We start from the raw sequence: 15,517 nt of genomic DNA on the forward strand, positions 1-15,517 counted from the left end.
AGGCGGCGCGCTTGGCGTGGTCAGGGCAGGCCTCGTTTACAATTTGGCAAGCATGCCGCGTGCGGCGGTGTGAACCGTCGTTAATTCGGTCGTAAGCCGATTGCATGAATATGCAGGAATTCCGGGGGTAGTTCCATTCATGTCCAACCGTGCGACGGCAAAGTTCTTGCCGCAATTCAAGCTGGGTACCAAGGCCGTCCTGTGCGCTGTGCTGCTGATCGCCGTGAACACGGCGCTTGTGGTCGGCGCCGGCTACTGGTCGCTCACCTCCGCCTTCAACGATCGCGCGCTGCGCGACATCGAGGTTAATTTGCGCACGCTGGCCCTGGCTTTTGCCGAGGTCGTTCCCGACGCGAAGATCACGATGCGGGATGGCGGGGTCGCGCGCGCCGAGATTCCCAAAATGCCGGAGTTCAGGGATCACGCCATCGTCGATCGCGCGGTGTCCTATGTCGGCGGCAACGCGACCCTGTTCGTGTTCGATGATGCGAGCGGGCAGTTCGTCCGCCGCTCGACCAACGTGAAGAAGGAGAACGGCGACCGCGCTGTCGGGACCCAGCTTGCCGCCGATCATCCCGGGCAGGCCGTCCTGCGCCGCGGCGAGGCGTACAAGGGCCCGGCCACGCTGTTCGGCAAAACCTTTATGACCGCCTATTTCCCGGTCGCGGATGCCACCGGCAAGGTCGTCGGCATTCTCTATGTCGGCATCCCCATGGCGCAGTTCGAGAGCATGCTGACCCAGGCCATCGAGAGCATGGCGATTGCGGCCGGTATTGCGGCGTTGCTGGTGCTGGTCCTCACCTTGCTGGTCGTCCGCCGTATCACCAGGCCGCTCACCTCGGTCACGCGCTCGCTGACGGCGCTGGCCGAAGGCAAGAGCGACGTCGAGATCGATTGCGAGGATCGCGCCGACGAGATCGGCGAGATCGCCCGCACGGTCGCCGTCTTCAAGAGCAACTCGCTGGAGCGGGCGCGCCTGCGCAGCGAGCAGACCGCGGCCACGGCTGCCGCGGCAGAGCAGCGCAAGGCGGAGCTGCGCAATTTCGTCGAGCAGTTCCGCGGCAGCGTCGGCGGCATCCTCGACAAGGTGCTGAGCTCCTCCGGTGAGTTCGAGCGGGTGGCGCGGCAACTCACCGACACCGCACGCTCCACCGCCGATCTGTCGGCGCAGTCGGCCGGCGCATCCGAGAACGCCTCCGAGCACGTGCGCACGGCGGCCTCGGCCTCCGACGAACTGTCTCAGTCGATCTCCGAGATCACCCGCCGGGTGCAGGAATCGAACGAGATCTCCGCCGAGGCGGTACGGCAGGCCGAAGCCACCGACCAGCGCATGGCGCAGCTCTCGGAGGCGGGCGCGCGCATCGGCGACGTCGTCAAGCTGATCACCTCGATCGCCGAGCAGACCAATCTTCTGGCGCTGAACGCCACCATCGAGGCCGCGCGCGCCGGGGACGCCGGTCGCGGCTTCGCGGTGGTGGCCCAGGAGGTCAAGACGCTCGCCGGCCAGACCGCCAAGGCGACGGACGAGATCTCGAACCAGATCGCCAGCATGCAGCTTGCAACGGAGGAATCGGTCACCGCCATCAAGGCGATCGGCCAGACCATCGAGCGCATCAGCGGCATCGCGGGCTCGATCTCGGCCGCGGTCGAGCAGCAGAGGAGCGCCACCCACAACATCGCGGCCAGCGTTCGCGCTGCGGCCTCGGGCACCGCCGATGTCGCGGTCAATGTCCGTCACGCTGCCAAGGGCGCGAGCGAGACGGGAGAGACCTCCAGCCGGATGTTTGCCTCTGCCCAGGCGCTGTCAGGCGAGAGCCTGCATCTGAAGGCCGAGGTCGACGGCTTCCTAGACCGCGTGCACGCGGCCTGATCCAACTCAGTCATTTCGGAGCGGTCCGAAGGACCGAACCCCTGGCGCGCAATGGCGCACCAGGGAATCTCGAGATCCTCAGGTGCGCAATTGCGCACCAGAGTTCGATGCTGACGTAGCGCCGCGGGATGACTTTTTGCGGTCGCTATCCGCGATCGCCAAAAGTCACTTCGGCTGCGGCACGATGCGGATGTAGGGCTTCGGTTCCTTCCAGCCCTGCGGATAGATCGTCTTCGCCTCGTCGTTGGAAACCGAGCCGGCGATGATGACGTCCTCGCCCTGCGTCCAGTCGGCCGGCGTCGCAACGCGATGCTTGGCGGTCAGCTGGAGCGAGTCGATGACGCGGAGGATCTCCTGAAAATTCCGGCCTGTGGTCATCGGATAGACCAGCACCAGCTTGATCTTCTTGTCCGGCCCGATGATGAAGACGTTGCGGACGGTCTGGTTGTCGGCCGGCGTGCGGGTGAGGGGATCGCCCGAGGTCGAGGCCGGCAGCATCTCGTAGAGTTTCGAGACGTTGAAGTCGGTGTCGCCGATCATCGGGTAGTTGGGGGCGGCGCCTTGGGTCTCCTTGATGTCCTCCGACCATTTGGAATGGCGGTCGACCGGATCGACCGAAAGGCCCATCAGCTTGACGCCGCGCTTGTCGAATTCCGGCTTCAGCTTGGCAAGCGCGCCGAGCTCGGTCGTACAAACCGGCGTGAAGTCCTTGGGGTGGGAGAACAGGAGGGCCCAGCTATTGCCGATCCAGTCGTGGAACTTGATCTTCCCTTCGGTGGTCTCGGCTTCGAAGTCGGGCGCGGTGGTGCCGATCGGAAGTGTCATGGTTCTACCTCATCTCATTGAATTTACTTGGTAATCTATCTTTGGTCGTCGCGGTCAGTATAGGGTCTCCGCGACCCCAAGTGAACGTCAAGTGAACCGCTTCAAGTAAAATGTGAATTCCTTCTTTGAAGAGCCGCTTTTCTAGCACCTTTCTGTTACAGCGGCGCCTGCGGCGAAACATCTCCACCGGGGCTGCACGGTCTCGATTGCCGCGATAAAGCCTTTTATGACCCGCATCACGCTCGCCCCGACGCCTCCGGAACCGAAATGGTCCTCGTAGCGACTAATCGGCAACCATTGAGAAAAGTCGCGATCCCCATATCGAATCATTAACCACCCCTTTACGCCCGCATGAAAATGCTGGTCGATCAGAAGAAATCTGGAAGTGAACTATGTCTGCCGCTGCGCATAAGTCTGTTGAGTCGCCGTCCCTCGAACCGTCCTGCCGCGATACCGCGGCTCATGCATTGACCGTCGTGCGCGACGGCGTGATCACGGGCGAAGGCCCGACCACCAAGGGCCGGGTCCACTTTTCCCGCTCGCTCGATGCCGATGACACCGCCTGGTGCGCGCGCATCCTGACCGCCACGGCCGTCAACGACCAGCCGGTCAGCCGCGCCGAAGCCGAGGCGCTGTTCGAGATCAATGAAGCCGCGACCGAGCGCACCGATGGCGGCCGGTTCGACGACCTGCTCGCCAAGGCCGTTGCCCATTAACGCCGCGAGCGCCTCGGGCCTGAAGGTGCCGCCGCGCAGCGTCGCGCTGTCGGCAGAGTCCGAGATCGAGAGCTGGGCGCCGTCCTACGCCGCCAAGGTCAACAGCGAGATGCTGGAGTGGATCGCCGGACAGATGCGCGGCAAGCGCCAGAACAACCGTCGCCTGATGGCGATGGTGGCGACCTTCCTGGGCGCCACTGCGCTGCCTTTGGCGGGCCAATTGCCGAACGTATTCGACATCGGCATGTAAAAGATCTGGGAATGTAAGAGTCTGTCCGGAAAGATTACCTTGGATTGCATAGCTTTCGCAGCATGAGTCGGATGGAGGCCAGCTTGAGAAAGGCGAGCGCCCTGTGATTGAAGCATTCCCAATCTTTGGACAGTCTTCGGCATCGCCCGAGCCAGGCAAAGGTACGCTCGACGATCCAGCGTTTGGGCAAGACGACGAAACGGTGAGCCTGATCGGAGCGTTTGACGATTTCGAGGTTCACGCGCTTCAGAGCGCTACGCAGCCCCTTCTGGAAATGTGGCCCTTGATATCCGCCGTCGGCGTAGAGCTTCAGAAGAAAGGGATAGAGGCCGAACAACGTTGCCATCAGGAGCACGCCGCCGTCGCGATCCTGGATGTCCGCCGCATGCACGATGGCGTGCATCAAGAGGCCTTGCGTGTCGACGAGAATGTGCCGCTTCTTGCCCTTGATCTTCTTGCCCGCGTCGTAGCCATGGAGATCATGAGGCCCCCTTTTTCAGCGCTTTTCACGCTCTGGCTATCGATGATGGCGGCGGTGGGAGAAGCCTCGCGCTCGGCCCTTTCGCGACATTCGACATAGAGGGCGTGATGAATTTTATCGAGCGTGCCGTTCCAGCTCCACAGATCGAAGTAGCCATACAGCGTCGAGCGCGGCGGCAGGTCCTTGGGGATCGCGCGCCACTGGCAACCTGTGCTCAGGATGTACATCAGCCCGTTGGCAATCTCGCGCAGGTCCACCGTACGCTTGTTGCCGCCGCGCTTGGCCGGCGGGATGCGAGGCGCGATCAGCGCCCACTCCTCGTCGGTCAAGTCGCTCGGATAGCGCAGGCGGCTGCGGTCGTAGCGTGCACGGTTCTCGGTAGTCCACATTGGCGGCGCGTCCCCATCGAATCAGGCCGCTCACCTTGAATCACAACCGATTCATTCGACTCAACATGTTTTGGAACAGACACTTAGCCCGCCCTATTCGTGAGAGCGCGGTATTTTGGTCCGACTGGTGCATCCGCACACCTCCGCTGACGAGGCGCACAGGATTGCCTTCGGCTTTTCACCGCCTGACGACCGGTACTTTGCAACGCGCTTGAGGGATGGGTTGGGTGAACGCGGGCGGACGCCCCACCGGTCAAGGACCGAGCGGCAGCAGCGCGCCGGGCAAGCTGCGGAAGAGGTCGGCTTCGGGGCATGCCGCGGCGAACGCAAGGCGAATGCGGCTCGCGGTTTCGACGACCCGGGCTGCGATTTTCAAGAGACGAAGACGCAGCGTCGCGAACTCGGCGGCGGCCAATTCCCGGACTTTGGGAATGGCGCCGCGCACGGTCAGCATCAGCCAATAAGCGGCGGTATGGAGAACGAGGCGGACTTGATTGGCGAGCGCCGAACGGCAACTGGTGCGATCGGAGGCGAGCTGCGTCTTATGCAGCTTGATCAGATTCTCGGCTTGGCCGCGCGCGCAATACAGGCTGTCGTAGATCCACTCGGCCGAGCCGACATCGAGGCTGGTGACGACGAAGCGGATGTCGAGGCCGAGCATCGTCGCCTCAATACGGGCGACGGTGCGTCGTTCGCGATCCCAGGACTTTGCCTTGTGGCGCGTCTCGGTATAGCCGCGCAGAACCGGCAGGTTCTCGATGGCGCGTCGCGTGCGGATGTCGTCGGCGACCGCGTCGACTTTTCTGGCGAGCGGCTTGGTGCCGGACAGACCGAAGATGTAGTCGATGCCGTTGGTCTCGCACCACGCCATTGCCTCCGGCCGGGCATAGTGCCCGTCGCCACGGAACGTAATTCGCGTGTTGTGCCACCGCGTCCGGATATGCCGTACCAGGCGGCGCAGATGGGCACGCACCTCGACGCCGCCCGGCGTCTTGCCGGGCCGCAGCACGACCGCCACGGGCCGGCTCTTCTCCGTGTCGTAGACGTGGATCGGCAGGAAGCAGCGTTCGTCATAATGAGCGTTGAACAGCGAGAGCTGCTGATGGCCGTGGACGACATCGCAGGTATCATCGATGTCGAGCGTGACGGATGCCGGCTCGCGCGGGTAGCTATCCATCCATGCGTCGACCAAAGTGTAGGTCAGTCGGATCACGTCGCGCAGGCGCGGAGCATTCTCCAGGCGCGACAGCGTCGGTTGGGAACACAGATCGCGACCCGTGTCCGGCAGCCGTCCGCAGGCCAGCTTGAATGCGGGATCGGACCGCAGATGATCGAGGTCGTCGGCGTCCTCGTAGCCGCAGCAGATCGCGAACATGCGCGCGCGGAACATATCGACCAGGCTGTGCACGACCCGCGTCGGATCGCGCCGATCCGGGAACACCCGGGCCAAATTGTCGGCCAAGCCGAGACGCCGCTCGGCCATCGCCAGAAGCATCACGCCCCCGTTCGAGGTCAGCCGACCGCCATCGAAGGCAGCTGTGACTTTCTTGGCGTGAACGGCTGGAAACGAGAAGGGCAGAATCGTATCGTCGGTCATGGCGGGCGTGGTGTTCGCGGCTGAAGGTGATGGGGTTGGCTTTGCAACCGAATCCTACGCCGCATCAGCGCTTTACACCACGCTCGCCAGCCTCTCAGGCGCCCTCTGACGAATAAGACGGGTTAGAACCTCTGCGCGCTTTCAACGTGGCTGCCGATTAGGCTTGACCTAGCGCACTTGCGAAGGTTCCATTATCGATTTACTTCAACCTCATTGCCCGCTAGGCTGTCATATTGCAAATCCGAAATACAATTTTGAGGTAGCGTTATGTCGATTGCAATCGAGTTAATCGTGGATGGCTACGCAAGACTTGGCGACCGCCAGTCGCTTGAAAATCTTAGTGTCTGTTCCAAAACATGTTGAGTCGAATGAATCGGTTGTGATTCAAGGTGAGCGGCCTGATTCGATGGGGACGCGCCGCCAATGTGGACTACCGAGAACCGTGCACGCTACGACCGCAGCCGCCTGCGCTATCCGAGCGACTTGACCGACGAGGAGTGGGCGCTGATCGCGCCTCGCATCCCGCCGGCCAAGCGCGGCGGCAACAAGCGTACGGTGGACCTGCGCGAGATTGCCAACGGGCTGATGTACATCCTGAGCACAGGTTGCCAGTGGCGCGCGATCCCCAAGGACCTGCCGCCGCGCTCGACGCTGTATGGCTACTTCGATCTGTGGAGCTGGAACGGCACGCTCGATAAAATTCATCACGCCCTCTATGTCGAATGTCGCGAAAGGGCCGAGCGCGAGGCTTCTCCCACCGCCGCCATCATCGATAGCCAGAGCGTGAAAAGCGCTGAAAAAGGGGGCCTCATGATCTCCATGGCTACGACGCGGGCAAGAAGATCAAGGGCAAGAAGCGGCACATTCTCGTCGACACGCAAGGCCTCTTGATGCACGCCATCGTGCATGCGGCGGACATCCAGGATCGCGACGGCGGCGTGCTCCTGATGGCAACGTTGTTCGGCCTCTATCCCTTTCTTCTGAAGCTCTACGCCGACGGCGGATATCAAGGGCCACATTTCCAGAAGGGGCTGCGTAGCGCTCTGAAGCGCGTGAACCTCGAAATCGTCAAACGCTCCGATCAGGCTCACCGTTTCGTCGTCTTGCCCAAACGCTGGATCGTCGAGCGTACCTTTGCCTGGCTCGGGCGATGCCGAAGACTGTCCAAAGATTGGGAATGCTTCAATCACAGGGCGCTCGCCTTTCTCAAGCTGGCCTCCATCCGACTCATGCTGCGAAAGCTATGCAATCCAAGGTAATCTTTCCGGACAGACTCTAAGAGTTAGACAAGACTGTCGCGCCCCTTGCGAGGCGCGACAGACAGCGGCGGGGTTATTTCCCCGCCGTTTTTTGTTTGCCGGCGTCCGGCTCGAGCCCGAGCGTGCGGCCCGGGAAACCGGCGGCGTCGAAATAGCGCTGGCTGCCGACGCGCTGGAAGTTCAGCACGGTCACCAGGCCGCCCTCGGCGGGCTTGGACTTCAGCGTGCCGGTATAGGCCTTCGGCACGATGCCGTTGGGCAGGGCCTCCGACATCACGCGGCCGACAAGGCCGCCGTTCTGCGGGCCGCGCAGGCCCATGAGCTGGGCGGCCGTCATGCCGACGTCGGCATTGCTGACCGGGATCTGGCTGACATAGCCGGCTTTGAAGTCCGGACCGATCGCGGCCATGAAGTTCATGGTGTCGCCGCGGCTGAAGCTGCCATGCATGCCCTGGCCCTGGCGCAGCACGGTGTCGGCGACCTGCACCGAGCAGTTGGTCGGCGCCTCACCACAATCGCTGGCATAGGAGCGGAAATTGACGACGATCGCCGGCGTTGGCGTCGCCGACTTGCCGCGCAGATTGATGCTCGACAGCGGCAGGGTACCGGGGATGCGGCCGAGCGAGTCGTCCACGAACAGGCCGGAGACGTAATCCTGCTCGAGCAGCGCCTTGACGGTCTTGACCGCCAGCTTCTTGTCCTTGTTCGGCAGGTAGATCAGGTCCGAGCCGCCATTGGTGGCGATGACGAGGTCAGGCTTGGTCGGATCCTTGCCGAGCACGCCGTTGCCGGCCTTCGGATGGGCGTTGCCGGTGACGGCGGCGTTCTTGTCGTTGGGGTCGAACAGCGGCAGGTCGAGCGCCTTGGCAAGGTCGATCGCCAAAAAGCCCATCGGCAAAAAGTCCTTCGGCGTGTCGTCATAGCTGACCTTGGCCGAGGGGCTGGTCTTGCTCTCCTTGGAGATGGTCGAGAAGCCGTGGTCGGCCTGGATCATGATGTTGGTATTCGCGGCCAGCCCGAGCTCGTCGAGCGCCTTGCGGAGCTGGGCGAGGTTGTTGTCGGCGTTCTTGATGCTCGCCATCGTGCTCGGGCCGTTGATGCCCGGCTTGATCTGGTTGAGGCTGTCGCCCTGGTTGTGCTGGGTGCCGTCAGGGTCGCGCGACCAGAACACCAGCACGAACGGCTTGTTGCGCGCCTTGAACATCGGCAGCACGGCCTTGGCGGCGACGTCGGCGAAATAAGCCTGCTGCGCGACGTTGGCGACGACGGTGCCGGGCGTCTTGGCATCGCCCGCCTTGGAATTGTCGCCGCGCGGCGGCGTGGCGAGGGGCAGACCGGCCTTGGTCAGCGCGTCCTTCACCTCGTCAGACAGCGCCACGCCGTTCTTGCCGCCGGTGGAGTCGTCGAACACGACCGAATGCAGGCCGGCCTTTTCGAGCTTGTCAGTGTGGTCGAACTGGTAGGTCGGACCGACCTTGCCGATCGCCGCGGTGCTGAAGCCCTTGTCGCGGGCCATCTTCAGAATCGTCTCTTCGTTGAGATAGTCGCCCTTGAAATGCTCGTCGATGTCGCCGAGCACGGCGTCGTTCTCGATGAAGGGGACCACGGTGTCGCCGGCGGGGACGGACGTATAGTTGGTCCAGATCGTGTTGGAGAACACGCCGGTGTCGCCGAGATAATGGCCGGTCGACATCGCCGAGCCGTTGGCCATGGTGAAGGTCGGGAAGAGCGAATGGGGGTTCTTGAAATTGACGCCCTTGTCACGGACCTCGGCCATCGCCGGCGCGGTTTCCGGCGTCACCTTCAGTGCGCGCAGACCATCGGGGATGAAGAGGATCAGGTTGCGGGGCGTGTTGTTCTGGGCGGAGGCAAGTCCGGTGGACAAGACTGTCAGTCCGGCGGACAGCAACACCAGTGAACGGCGCATCGAAATCTCCTGCGGTGAGGCGGCAATGGCCGCGACCGCGGCCCCCGGCCATCGTTTAGTTTTGCTGCATGACAGTTTTGTTACAAGGCCCAAGGAGCAAGCAGAAGTGACGGGGAGGTGACCAGGCACCCACGGATGGGGCGTTGTCGGGCACGAGATCGCAGTTGTTGCGCTCAGCCGCCTCGACGCCGTCACTGCGAGGGCACCGAAGCAATCCGGAATTCCTCCGCGGCAAGACCCTGGATTGCTTCGCTGCGCTCGGGGAGGAGGCGACTTCAAGCAAAATTGCCGCCGCCAAATTCGGCGAGCGCGATCAACTCCGATCAACGGGTCATGAGGACTACCCCCGGAACGAAGTGTCTGAAATCAGCACAGAATCCCGGGCGACTTGCCGCACCAAGCTCCCTGTTAATCCCGTGCCTTAACCAACAATTAATTATACGTTTGCGGGTGGGTGACGGCCCGGCCTAGCGTGCGGTGGGGAGCCGCCGAAGCCAAACGAGTTGGTGCGTATCATGATGTCCAGATCATATGGGGCGCTCTTCGCCTCGCTCAGCGCAGCCGCGCTGCTCCTTTCTGCCAATGACGGTTTTGCTAGGCCCGGCGCCACCGCCACCGCCGCGCACGGGATGGCCGGCGCGCCTTCCGGCGCGATCGCGCGTCCGCAGATCGGTCCTGGCGCCCGGTTCCGCGGCCGCAACACGCCTTGGGTCTATTGGCCGGGCGGCGGCGGGTTCTACGACAACGCAGGCTATAACCAGCCTTTCGTCGATGCCGGGCAGCCGACCTCCACCGACGTGCGTTACACCTATACGTACGACGTTCCCTGGGACTGGACCCATCGCTTCCCGCCGAACGTGGTGCCGTCCGACCGGCCCTATGTGCCGAGCTGCCCAACGGAGCAGGTGACGGTGCCCGGCCGCGGCGGCGCCGAGCACACGGTCAACATCATGCGCTGCTACTGAGCGGCGTCGTCCCGCCCAGCTAGCCCAGTTCAAAACTGGTCACGCCGAAGACGCGGTCGATCCGCAGCGGCGGGATCGGCCCTGTGTACATCCGCGCCGTCTCGAACACCGGCTTGAGCCCGAGCGATTCCGCGAGCGCAATGGCCTCGCGATTGATCGCGGGGACGTCGAGGAAGACTTCGCCGCCGCCTGCGCTCGCCAGCAGCGCCTGCACGATCGCTTCCGCCGCTCCGCGGTCGTCGGCGACGAGCGGGCCGATCTTGTGGCCGGTCCGGCAGGGCCGGATCACCCCCCATGCGGCGAGCTTGCCATCGCGCAGCAGCGCGCCGCCGAGATGGCCTGATGTGTTGATCCAGGCGCGCAGGAAGGTGCTGCGCGCGGCCGGGAAGACGGTCGCGTCGTCGGCTTCAACGAGCGCGAACGGGACATTGTCGAGCGCGACGATTTCGGCGGGTGGATTCGGCGGCGCGGCGACGATGCCGCCATACCGGATATTGGCGTAGGCAAGCTGGAAGCCGGACTTCTTGTAATTGTCCTGCTGCGCGACGACGCCATCGAGCCCGATCACGCGGGCGCCTGCATGCGCGATCGCCGCGTTCCAGATGCGCAGTCCGTGGCCCGCGCCGCGAAAGCCTGAGCGCACGATGTAGAAGCCGAGGAAGGCGAAGCGATCATCGTAATTGACGCAGGAGATTGTTGCGACCGGCTGGCCGTCGATCTCGCCGACGAAGAAGCCCTTCGCGTCCGGGATGGCGAAACAGGCGGCGTCGCCGAGGCCCGGATTCCAGCCCTCGGCCGCGGCCCAGTCGACGGCGATGGCGATCTCCTCGGGGCGCAAATTGCGGATCTGCAGATCGCTCATGACGGATGCCTTCGGCGGTGGACCTGGCGGCAGGTCCGGCGGTAGAAGGCCTCATGATAGGCCGGGCCCGGGGCTCGCCTCAACACAGGGATGATCGGTCATGGCAGCAGAGAAGGTCGCACTTGTCACGGCTGGCGGCAGCGGCATGGGGGCAGGGGCTGCGCGGCGGCTCGCGGCCGACGGCTTTCGCGTCGCGATCCTGTCGTCCTCCGGCAAGGGCGAGGCGCTGGCCGTCGAGCTCGGCGGCCTCGGCGTCACCGGCTCCAACAAGTCGAACGATGATCTGAAGCGGCTCGTCGACGGAGCGATGGCCAAATGGGGACGCATCGACGTGCTCGTCAACAGCGCCGGCCACGGGCCGCGCGCGGCGATCACGGAGATCACCGACGAGCAGTGGCACACCGGCCTCGACACGTATCTCCTCAACGTGATCCGTCCGACCCGGCTGGTGACGCCGGTGATGCAGGCGCAGAAGGCCGGCGCCATCATCAACATCTCGACCGCCTGGGCGTTCGAGCCGAGCGCGATGTTTCCGACCTCTGCGGTGTTCCGCGCAGGCCTTGCCGCCTTCACGAAGATCTTCACCGACACCCATGCCGCCGACAACATCCGCATGAACAACGTGCTGCCGGGCTGGATCGACAGCCTGCCGCAGCTGGACGCGCGGCGCGACAGCGTGCCGATGAAGCGCTACGGCAAGGTCGAGGAGGTCGCGGCGACGGTATCGTTCCTGGCCTCCGAGGGTGCCGCCTACATCACCGGCCAGAATATCCGCGTCGACGGCGGACTGACGCGCTCGGTGTGAGTCGGCGCGCGGCTTCGCTCCGCCATTCCGGTGCACTTGTCGTAACGCGACGCGCGGCTTGCGTCGCGCGCCGCTGCGGCGGGGCGATGCGTGGCGCTCGGGTCACACTCGTCGCTGGTCTTGCGCGATAAGTCACTGACTACGTCACAGTCCATACGAACTGCGCCGCAGACCGAGACGAACAGACATGCTCCGCCTATTCCCGATCTGCGCCGGATGGCTCCCATCTGCGCGCATCGAAAACGCGATGGTCAATCGCGTGGGGCATGGAGACTGGAATGAAGAAGTTTTTGCTGGCGGTCGCTTCGATTGTGCTCGGCACCGCATCCGCGCAGGCCGCCGATCTCGCCGCGCAATATACCAAGGCGCCGGTGATGGCGCCGGCCTACAACTGGACCGGCTTTTACGTCGGCGGCAATGTCGGCGGGCAGTGGGGCAGCGCCGATCTGAACACCTCGACCATCTGGACGCCGGCCGGCTATTTCGGCGCCAGCAGCGTTCCCGCCATCAATGCGGTCGGCGCCCAGGGCGTCAACAGCTCAAGCGTGACCGGCGGCTTCACCGCGGGCTACAACTGGCAGATGAACCACGCCGTGCTCGGCCTCGAAGGCGACATCAACTATTTCGGCTTCAAGGGCAGCGCGACCGGCACGGCCTTGTATCCCTGCTGCGCGCCGGACACCTTCACTGTCAATTCATCGGTCTCAGCCGACTGGCTTGCCACCATTCGCGGTCGCATCGGTTTCCTCGCGGCTCCGACCTGGCTGATCTACGGCACAGGCGGTGCAGCGATCGCCGAGGTGAAGGGTAATTTCAACTTCACCGACACGTTCATCGGTGGCGCGACCGAATCCGGAACGATCCGCGATACCCGCGTCGGCTGGACCGCAGGCGTCGGCACCGAATATGCGTTCGGCGGCGGCTGGTCGCTCAAGGCCGAATACCTCTATGTCGATCTCGGCAGCGTCTCGGCGACCAGCACCAATCTGATGACCTTCGCAGGCACCACACCGTCTCCGAGCAACGTTTATACCCACTCGGTCGATCTCAAGTCGAACATCGTGCGTGTCGGCGTGAACTACAAGTTCGGTGGACCGGTCGTCGCCAGGTACTGAGCTCATCCCGTTCCTGATCTGGCGCGGAAAGCCCCGGCTCTGCCGGGGCTTTCTGTTGCGAGAGAGGGTTCAGTGCGAGGCGACGAGCTTCGCCAGCGCGGGCAGGATCTTGTAGCGAACGATCTCGTGCGGGTATTCGCCGCGATTGGCGAGCAGGACGAAGCCGATCTGCCTGATAGGGACGAGGCCGAGATAGCCGGAGGCATTGTTGAGGCCGCCGGGCTTGTCGACGATGGTGGCGTCGGGGAGGTGGACCGTCTCCCAGGCGATGCCTTGTCCGAACTTGTCGTCGACGCGGAAGGTCTCGCGCTGCGTCATCCGCAGCGCCTCGCGCAAATGCGGATCGACCGAGCGGCCGTCGACGCAGGCCGCAACGAAGGTCGCGAGATCCCGCGCGGACGAAAACATCTGGCCGGCACCGGGAAAGTCGAAATAGCTCTGCTGGTTGCCGGGTGGGCCGATCGCCATGCCCTGATCCGAATAGCCTTGCACGACGCGCTGCATCCAGGCCACGTCCATGACGGCGCGGTTGTCCTCGCCGCGCTCCGGCAGAGAGGTCGCATTCATGCCGATCGGCCCAAGGATGCGCTGTTCGAACAGGGTTGCGATCGGAGCGCCGTAGCAGCGCTCGAGCACGAGCTGAAGCAGCACGTAACAGGCATGGCTGTAGATGCGCTGCTTGCCGGGCGCTTCGCCGGCCTGCGGCTTCCAGGCGTTGAACATGTCGATGAACTGCGCCTGCGAGAACGAGTCGTTCGGCCAGGGCGGATGGTCGGTCGACAGCAGCATGCCCGACGTGTGCGTGGCGAGCTGGCCGACGGTGACGCGGCGGACATAGTCTCCGGTGAGCTCGGGCAGATATTTCGGCAGGCGGTCGTCGAGCCGCAATTCACTCCGGAGCGAGCCCAGCGCCACCAGCGTCGCCTCGAACGGTTTGCGCAGCGAACCAAGGTTGAACAGTGTGTCCGGTGTGACCGGTCGTCGCGTGCCGTCGTCGGCGAAGCCGTAGTTGAAGAACTCGACATGGCGGCCGGCATAGAGCGCGGCGGCGAGGCCGCCCGGCTGGTCCGGCGTCGCGGTCGGCGCCAGCTCGTTGGCGACGATGTCGCGCATCTGCGCGATCATGTCGGAATCCGCGGATGCGCGGCGCGGCCAGGCCAACGCGAGGGGAACCAGCGCAGCCCGCGCGAGGGACCGCCGGGTGAGGTGTGATGAGGTGACAACAGACGGCACGGCTCTGACGCATGATGCGATGCGCCCCCTGTCTGTTTTAACGGGGAGGGCCGGCTGCCCCAATTCACGATTGCGCGTTGTGGGTTCCGCCGGCGGGGCTTGCGGAAAAATACTTAGCTTGTGGGCTAACAATTATTGACGTCGGGCGGTGGCGGGTCTATAGTTAGCTTCATGGCTAACCAATTATCCCAGCTCGACCAGATCTTCGCAGCCCTCGCTGATCCCACAAGGCGGGCGATCGTGATGCGGCTCTGCGCCGGCGAGGCGTCGGTCGGCGAGCTCGCCGATCCGTTCGAGATGGCGCTGCCGAGCTTCATGAAACACATCCATGTGCTGGAGACGAGCGGGCTCGTTCAGTCGGAGAAATCCGGCCGCGTGCGCACCTGCCGGCTCAGCCCGGACGCGCTCGTCGGCGCGGAGGACTGGTTCCAGCAGCAGCGCGCGATCTGGGAGGCGCGGCTCGACCGGTTCGAGGCTTACGTCATGCAACTGAAGAAAGAGAAGGAGAGGGCGGCCGCCAAGCGACCGTCCCGCACAACCAAACGGAAAGGTTCTGAGTGATGACGAATTCTGCCAATCCCGCTCTGTCGCAATGGTCGATCGACCGCGAGATCGTGATGTCGCGCGTGATCGACGCGCCGCGCGATCTGGTGTTCGAGGCGTGGTCCGATCCAAAACATCTCCCGCAATGGTTCGGGCCGAAGGGCTTCAAGATCGAGACCTTCGAGATCGACGTGCGCGTCGGCGGCGTCTGGCGCTTCAACATGATCGGTCCTGACGGCACCGTCTATCCGAACCGCATGCGCTTCCGCCGCATCGAGCGGCCGTCGCTGATGGAGATGGATCACGGCGTCGACCAGGACGATGATCCCGGCATGTTCCGCTTCACCCTCACCTTTGCCGAGCAGAGCAACGGCAAGACCGTGCTGATGATGCGGCAACTGGCCTCGAGCACCGAGCAGCGCGACGGCATGATCGGCTTTGGTGCCGTCGAATACGGCTACCAGACGCTGGACAAGCTCGCGGCGTATGTTGCCGGGATGAAGAAATAGAATCCCCAGCGTTATTCCGGGGGCCTCGAAGAGGCGCCCCGGAATAAGCTCGGAAACGCATGGGGAGAGCAGTCGCCTTCGCGAATATGACAGCGCGCAGGTCAATTATGACAGCGCCATAACGTAGATTTTTGTCGCGTCGTGCCGCCGATTTATGACAGAATTGCTACC

At 63.8% G+C, this 15,517-nt stretch carries 11 protein-coding genes and 3 pseudogenes; 8 read left to right on the top strand and 6 right to left on the bottom strand.

The annotated features are described in order from the left end of the window. Positions 1 to 139 precede the first annotated feature (139 nt). On the top strand, positions 140 to 1,870 hold the full coding sequence (locus tag HAP41_RS21070) for a methyl-accepting chemotaxis protein (RefSeq protein WP_166097173.1): 1,731 nt from the start codon (positions 140 to 142) through the stop codon (positions 1,868 to 1,870). 165 nt (positions 1,871 to 2,035) lie between these two features. Here HAP41_RS21070 and HAP41_RS21075 read toward each other — a convergent pair whose 3' ends face one another. Continuing rightward, entirely contained in the window at positions 2,036 to 2,695 is a 660-nt protein-coding gene (locus HAP41_RS21075) for a peroxiredoxin (RefSeq protein ID WP_014494579.1), read from the bottom strand. Between the two features lie 392 nt (positions 2,696 to 3,087). On the opposite strand from HAP41_RS21075, the pseudogene HAP41_RS21080 reads away from it, so the two are divergent. Further along, positions 3,088 to 3,661, top strand: a pseudogene (locus tag HAP41_RS21080) (hypothetical protein). Positions 3,662 to 3,695: 34 nt separating this feature from the next. On the opposite strand, the pseudogene HAP41_RS21085 reads toward HAP41_RS21080, so the two are convergent. Together HAP41_RS21085 and HAP41_RS21090 are read right to left on the bottom strand one after the other, a co-directional pair. Further along, positions 3,696 to 4,531 (bottom strand): annotated as a pseudogene (locus HAP41_RS21085) (IS5 family transposase). A 253-nt stretch (positions 4,532 to 4,784) separates the two neighbouring features. Further along, positions 4,785 to 6,128, bottom strand: a complete 1,344-nt coding sequence (locus HAP41_RS21090) for an IS1380 family transposase (protein WP_166097172.1) — start codon at positions 6,126 to 6,128, stop codon at positions 4,785 to 4,787. A gap of 423 nt (positions 6,129 to 6,551) precedes the next feature. On the opposite strand from HAP41_RS21090, the pseudogene HAP41_RS21095 reads away from it, so the two are divergent. Further along, positions 6,552 to 7,387, top strand: a pseudogene (locus HAP41_RS21095) (IS5 family transposase). Positions 7,388 to 7,460: 73 nt separating this feature from the next. Here HAP41_RS21095 and HAP41_RS21100 read toward each other — a convergent pair. Next, entirely contained in the window at positions 7,461 to 9,314 is a 1,854-nt protein-coding gene (locus HAP41_RS21100; RefSeq protein WP_166097171.1) for an alkaline phosphatase family protein, read from the bottom strand. 515 nt (positions 9,315 to 9,829) lie between these two features. Between HAP41_RS21100 and HAP41_RS21105 the strand changes: the two genes are divergently transcribed. Continuing rightward, positions 9,830 to 10,279 carry a hypothetical protein gene (locus HAP41_RS21105; RefSeq protein ID WP_166097170.1) on the top strand — a complete coding sequence of 150 codons (450 nt, stop codon included), beginning with the start codon at positions 9,830 to 9,832 and terminating at the stop codon, positions 10,277 to 10,279. A 19-nt stretch (positions 10,280 to 10,298) separates the two neighbouring features. Here the strand turns inward: HAP41_RS21105 and HAP41_RS21110 are convergent, their stop codons facing one another. Further along, entirely contained in the window at positions 10,299 to 11,141 is an 843-nt protein-coding gene (locus HAP41_RS21110; protein WP_166097169.1) for a GNAT family N-acetyltransferase, read from the bottom strand. Between the two features lie 100 nt (positions 11,142 to 11,241). On the opposite strand from HAP41_RS21110, the gene HAP41_RS21115 reads away from it, so the two are divergent. After that, complete coding sequence (locus HAP41_RS21115) at positions 11,242 to 11,946, top strand: SDR family oxidoreductase (protein WP_166097168.1); 705 nt, start codon at positions 11,242 to 11,244, stop codon at positions 11,944 to 11,946. Positions 11,947 to 12,224: 278 nt separating this feature from the next. Continuing rightward, a complete protein-coding gene (locus HAP41_RS21120) occupies positions 12,225 to 13,061 on the top strand; it encodes an outer membrane protein (protein WP_166097167.1) in 837 nt (278 codons plus the stop codon). Between the two features lie 69 nt (positions 13,062 to 13,130). Here HAP41_RS21120 and HAP41_RS21125 read toward each other — a convergent pair whose 3' ends face one another. After that, positions 13,131 to 14,186 carry a serine hydrolase gene (locus HAP41_RS21125; protein WP_166097166.1) on the bottom strand — a complete coding sequence of 352 codons (1,056 nt, stop codon included), beginning with the start codon at positions 14,184 to 14,186 and terminating at the stop codon, positions 13,131 to 13,133. A 279-nt stretch (positions 14,187 to 14,465) separates the two neighbouring features. On the opposite strand from HAP41_RS21125, the gene HAP41_RS21130 reads away from it, so the two are divergent. Both HAP41_RS21130 and HAP41_RS21135 read left to right on the top strand, forming a co-directional pair. Beyond that, entirely contained in the window at positions 14,466 to 14,855 is a 390-nt protein-coding gene (locus HAP41_RS21130) for an ArsR/SmtB family transcription factor (RefSeq protein WP_166097165.1), read from the top strand. Next, positions 14,855 to 15,346, top strand: a complete 492-nt coding sequence (locus HAP41_RS21135) for an SRPBCC family protein (protein ID WP_166097164.1) — start codon at positions 14,855 to 14,857, stop codon at positions 15,344 to 15,346. Before HAP41_RS21130 ends, HAP41_RS21135 begins: the two co-directional genes overlap by 1 nt. Positions 15,347 to 15,517 lie beyond the last annotated feature (171 nt).

The organism is Bradyrhizobium barranii subsp. apii (assembly GCF_011516635.5).
In the GTDB taxonomy this organism is placed as follows: Bacteria; Pseudomonadota; Alphaproteobacteria; order Rhizobiales; family Xanthobacteraceae; genus Bradyrhizobium; species Bradyrhizobium barranii.

Excerpts from the sequence above, each read along its gene's own strand:
- HAP41_RS21070 (WP_166097173.1), top strand. The coding sequence starts at position 140 with ATGTCCAACCGTGCGACGGCAAAGTTCTTGCCGCAATTCAAGCTGGGT.
- HAP41_RS21075 (WP_014494579.1), bottom strand. The coding sequence starts at position 2,695 with ATGACACTTCCGATCGGCACCACCGCGCCCGACTTCGAAGCCGAGACC.
- HAP41_RS21090 (WP_166097172.1), bottom strand. The coding sequence starts at position 6,128 with ATGACCGACGATACGATTCTGCCCTTCTCGTTTCCAGCCGTTCACGCC.
- HAP41_RS21100 (WP_166097171.1), bottom strand. The coding sequence starts at position 9,314 with ATGCGCCGTTCACTGGTGTTGCTGTCCGCCGGACTGACAGTCTTGTCC.
- HAP41_RS21105 (WP_166097170.1), top strand. The coding sequence starts at position 9,830 with ATGATGTCCAGATCATATGGGGCGCTCTTCGCCTCGCTCAGCGCAGCC.
- HAP41_RS21110 (WP_166097169.1), bottom strand. The coding sequence starts at position 11,141 with ATGAGCGATCTGCAGATCCGCAATTTGCGCCCCGAGGAGATCGCCATC.
- HAP41_RS21115 (WP_166097168.1), top strand. The coding sequence starts at position 11,242 with ATGGCAGCAGAGAAGGTCGCACTTGTCACGGCTGGCGGCAGCGGCATG.
- HAP41_RS21120 (WP_166097167.1), top strand. The coding sequence starts at position 12,225 with ATGAAGAAGTTTTTGCTGGCGGTCGCTTCGATTGTGCTCGGCACCGCA.
- HAP41_RS21125 (WP_166097166.1), bottom strand. The coding sequence starts at position 14,186 with ATGATCGCGCAGATGCGCGACATCGTCGCCAACGAGCTGGCGCCGACC.
- HAP41_RS21130 (WP_166097165.1), top strand. The coding sequence starts at position 14,466 with ATGGCTAACCAATTATCCCAGCTCGACCAGATCTTCGCAGCCCTCGCT.
- HAP41_RS21135 (WP_166097164.1), top strand. The coding sequence starts at position 14,855 with ATGACGAATTCTGCCAATCCCGCTCTGTCGCAATGGTCGATCGACCGC.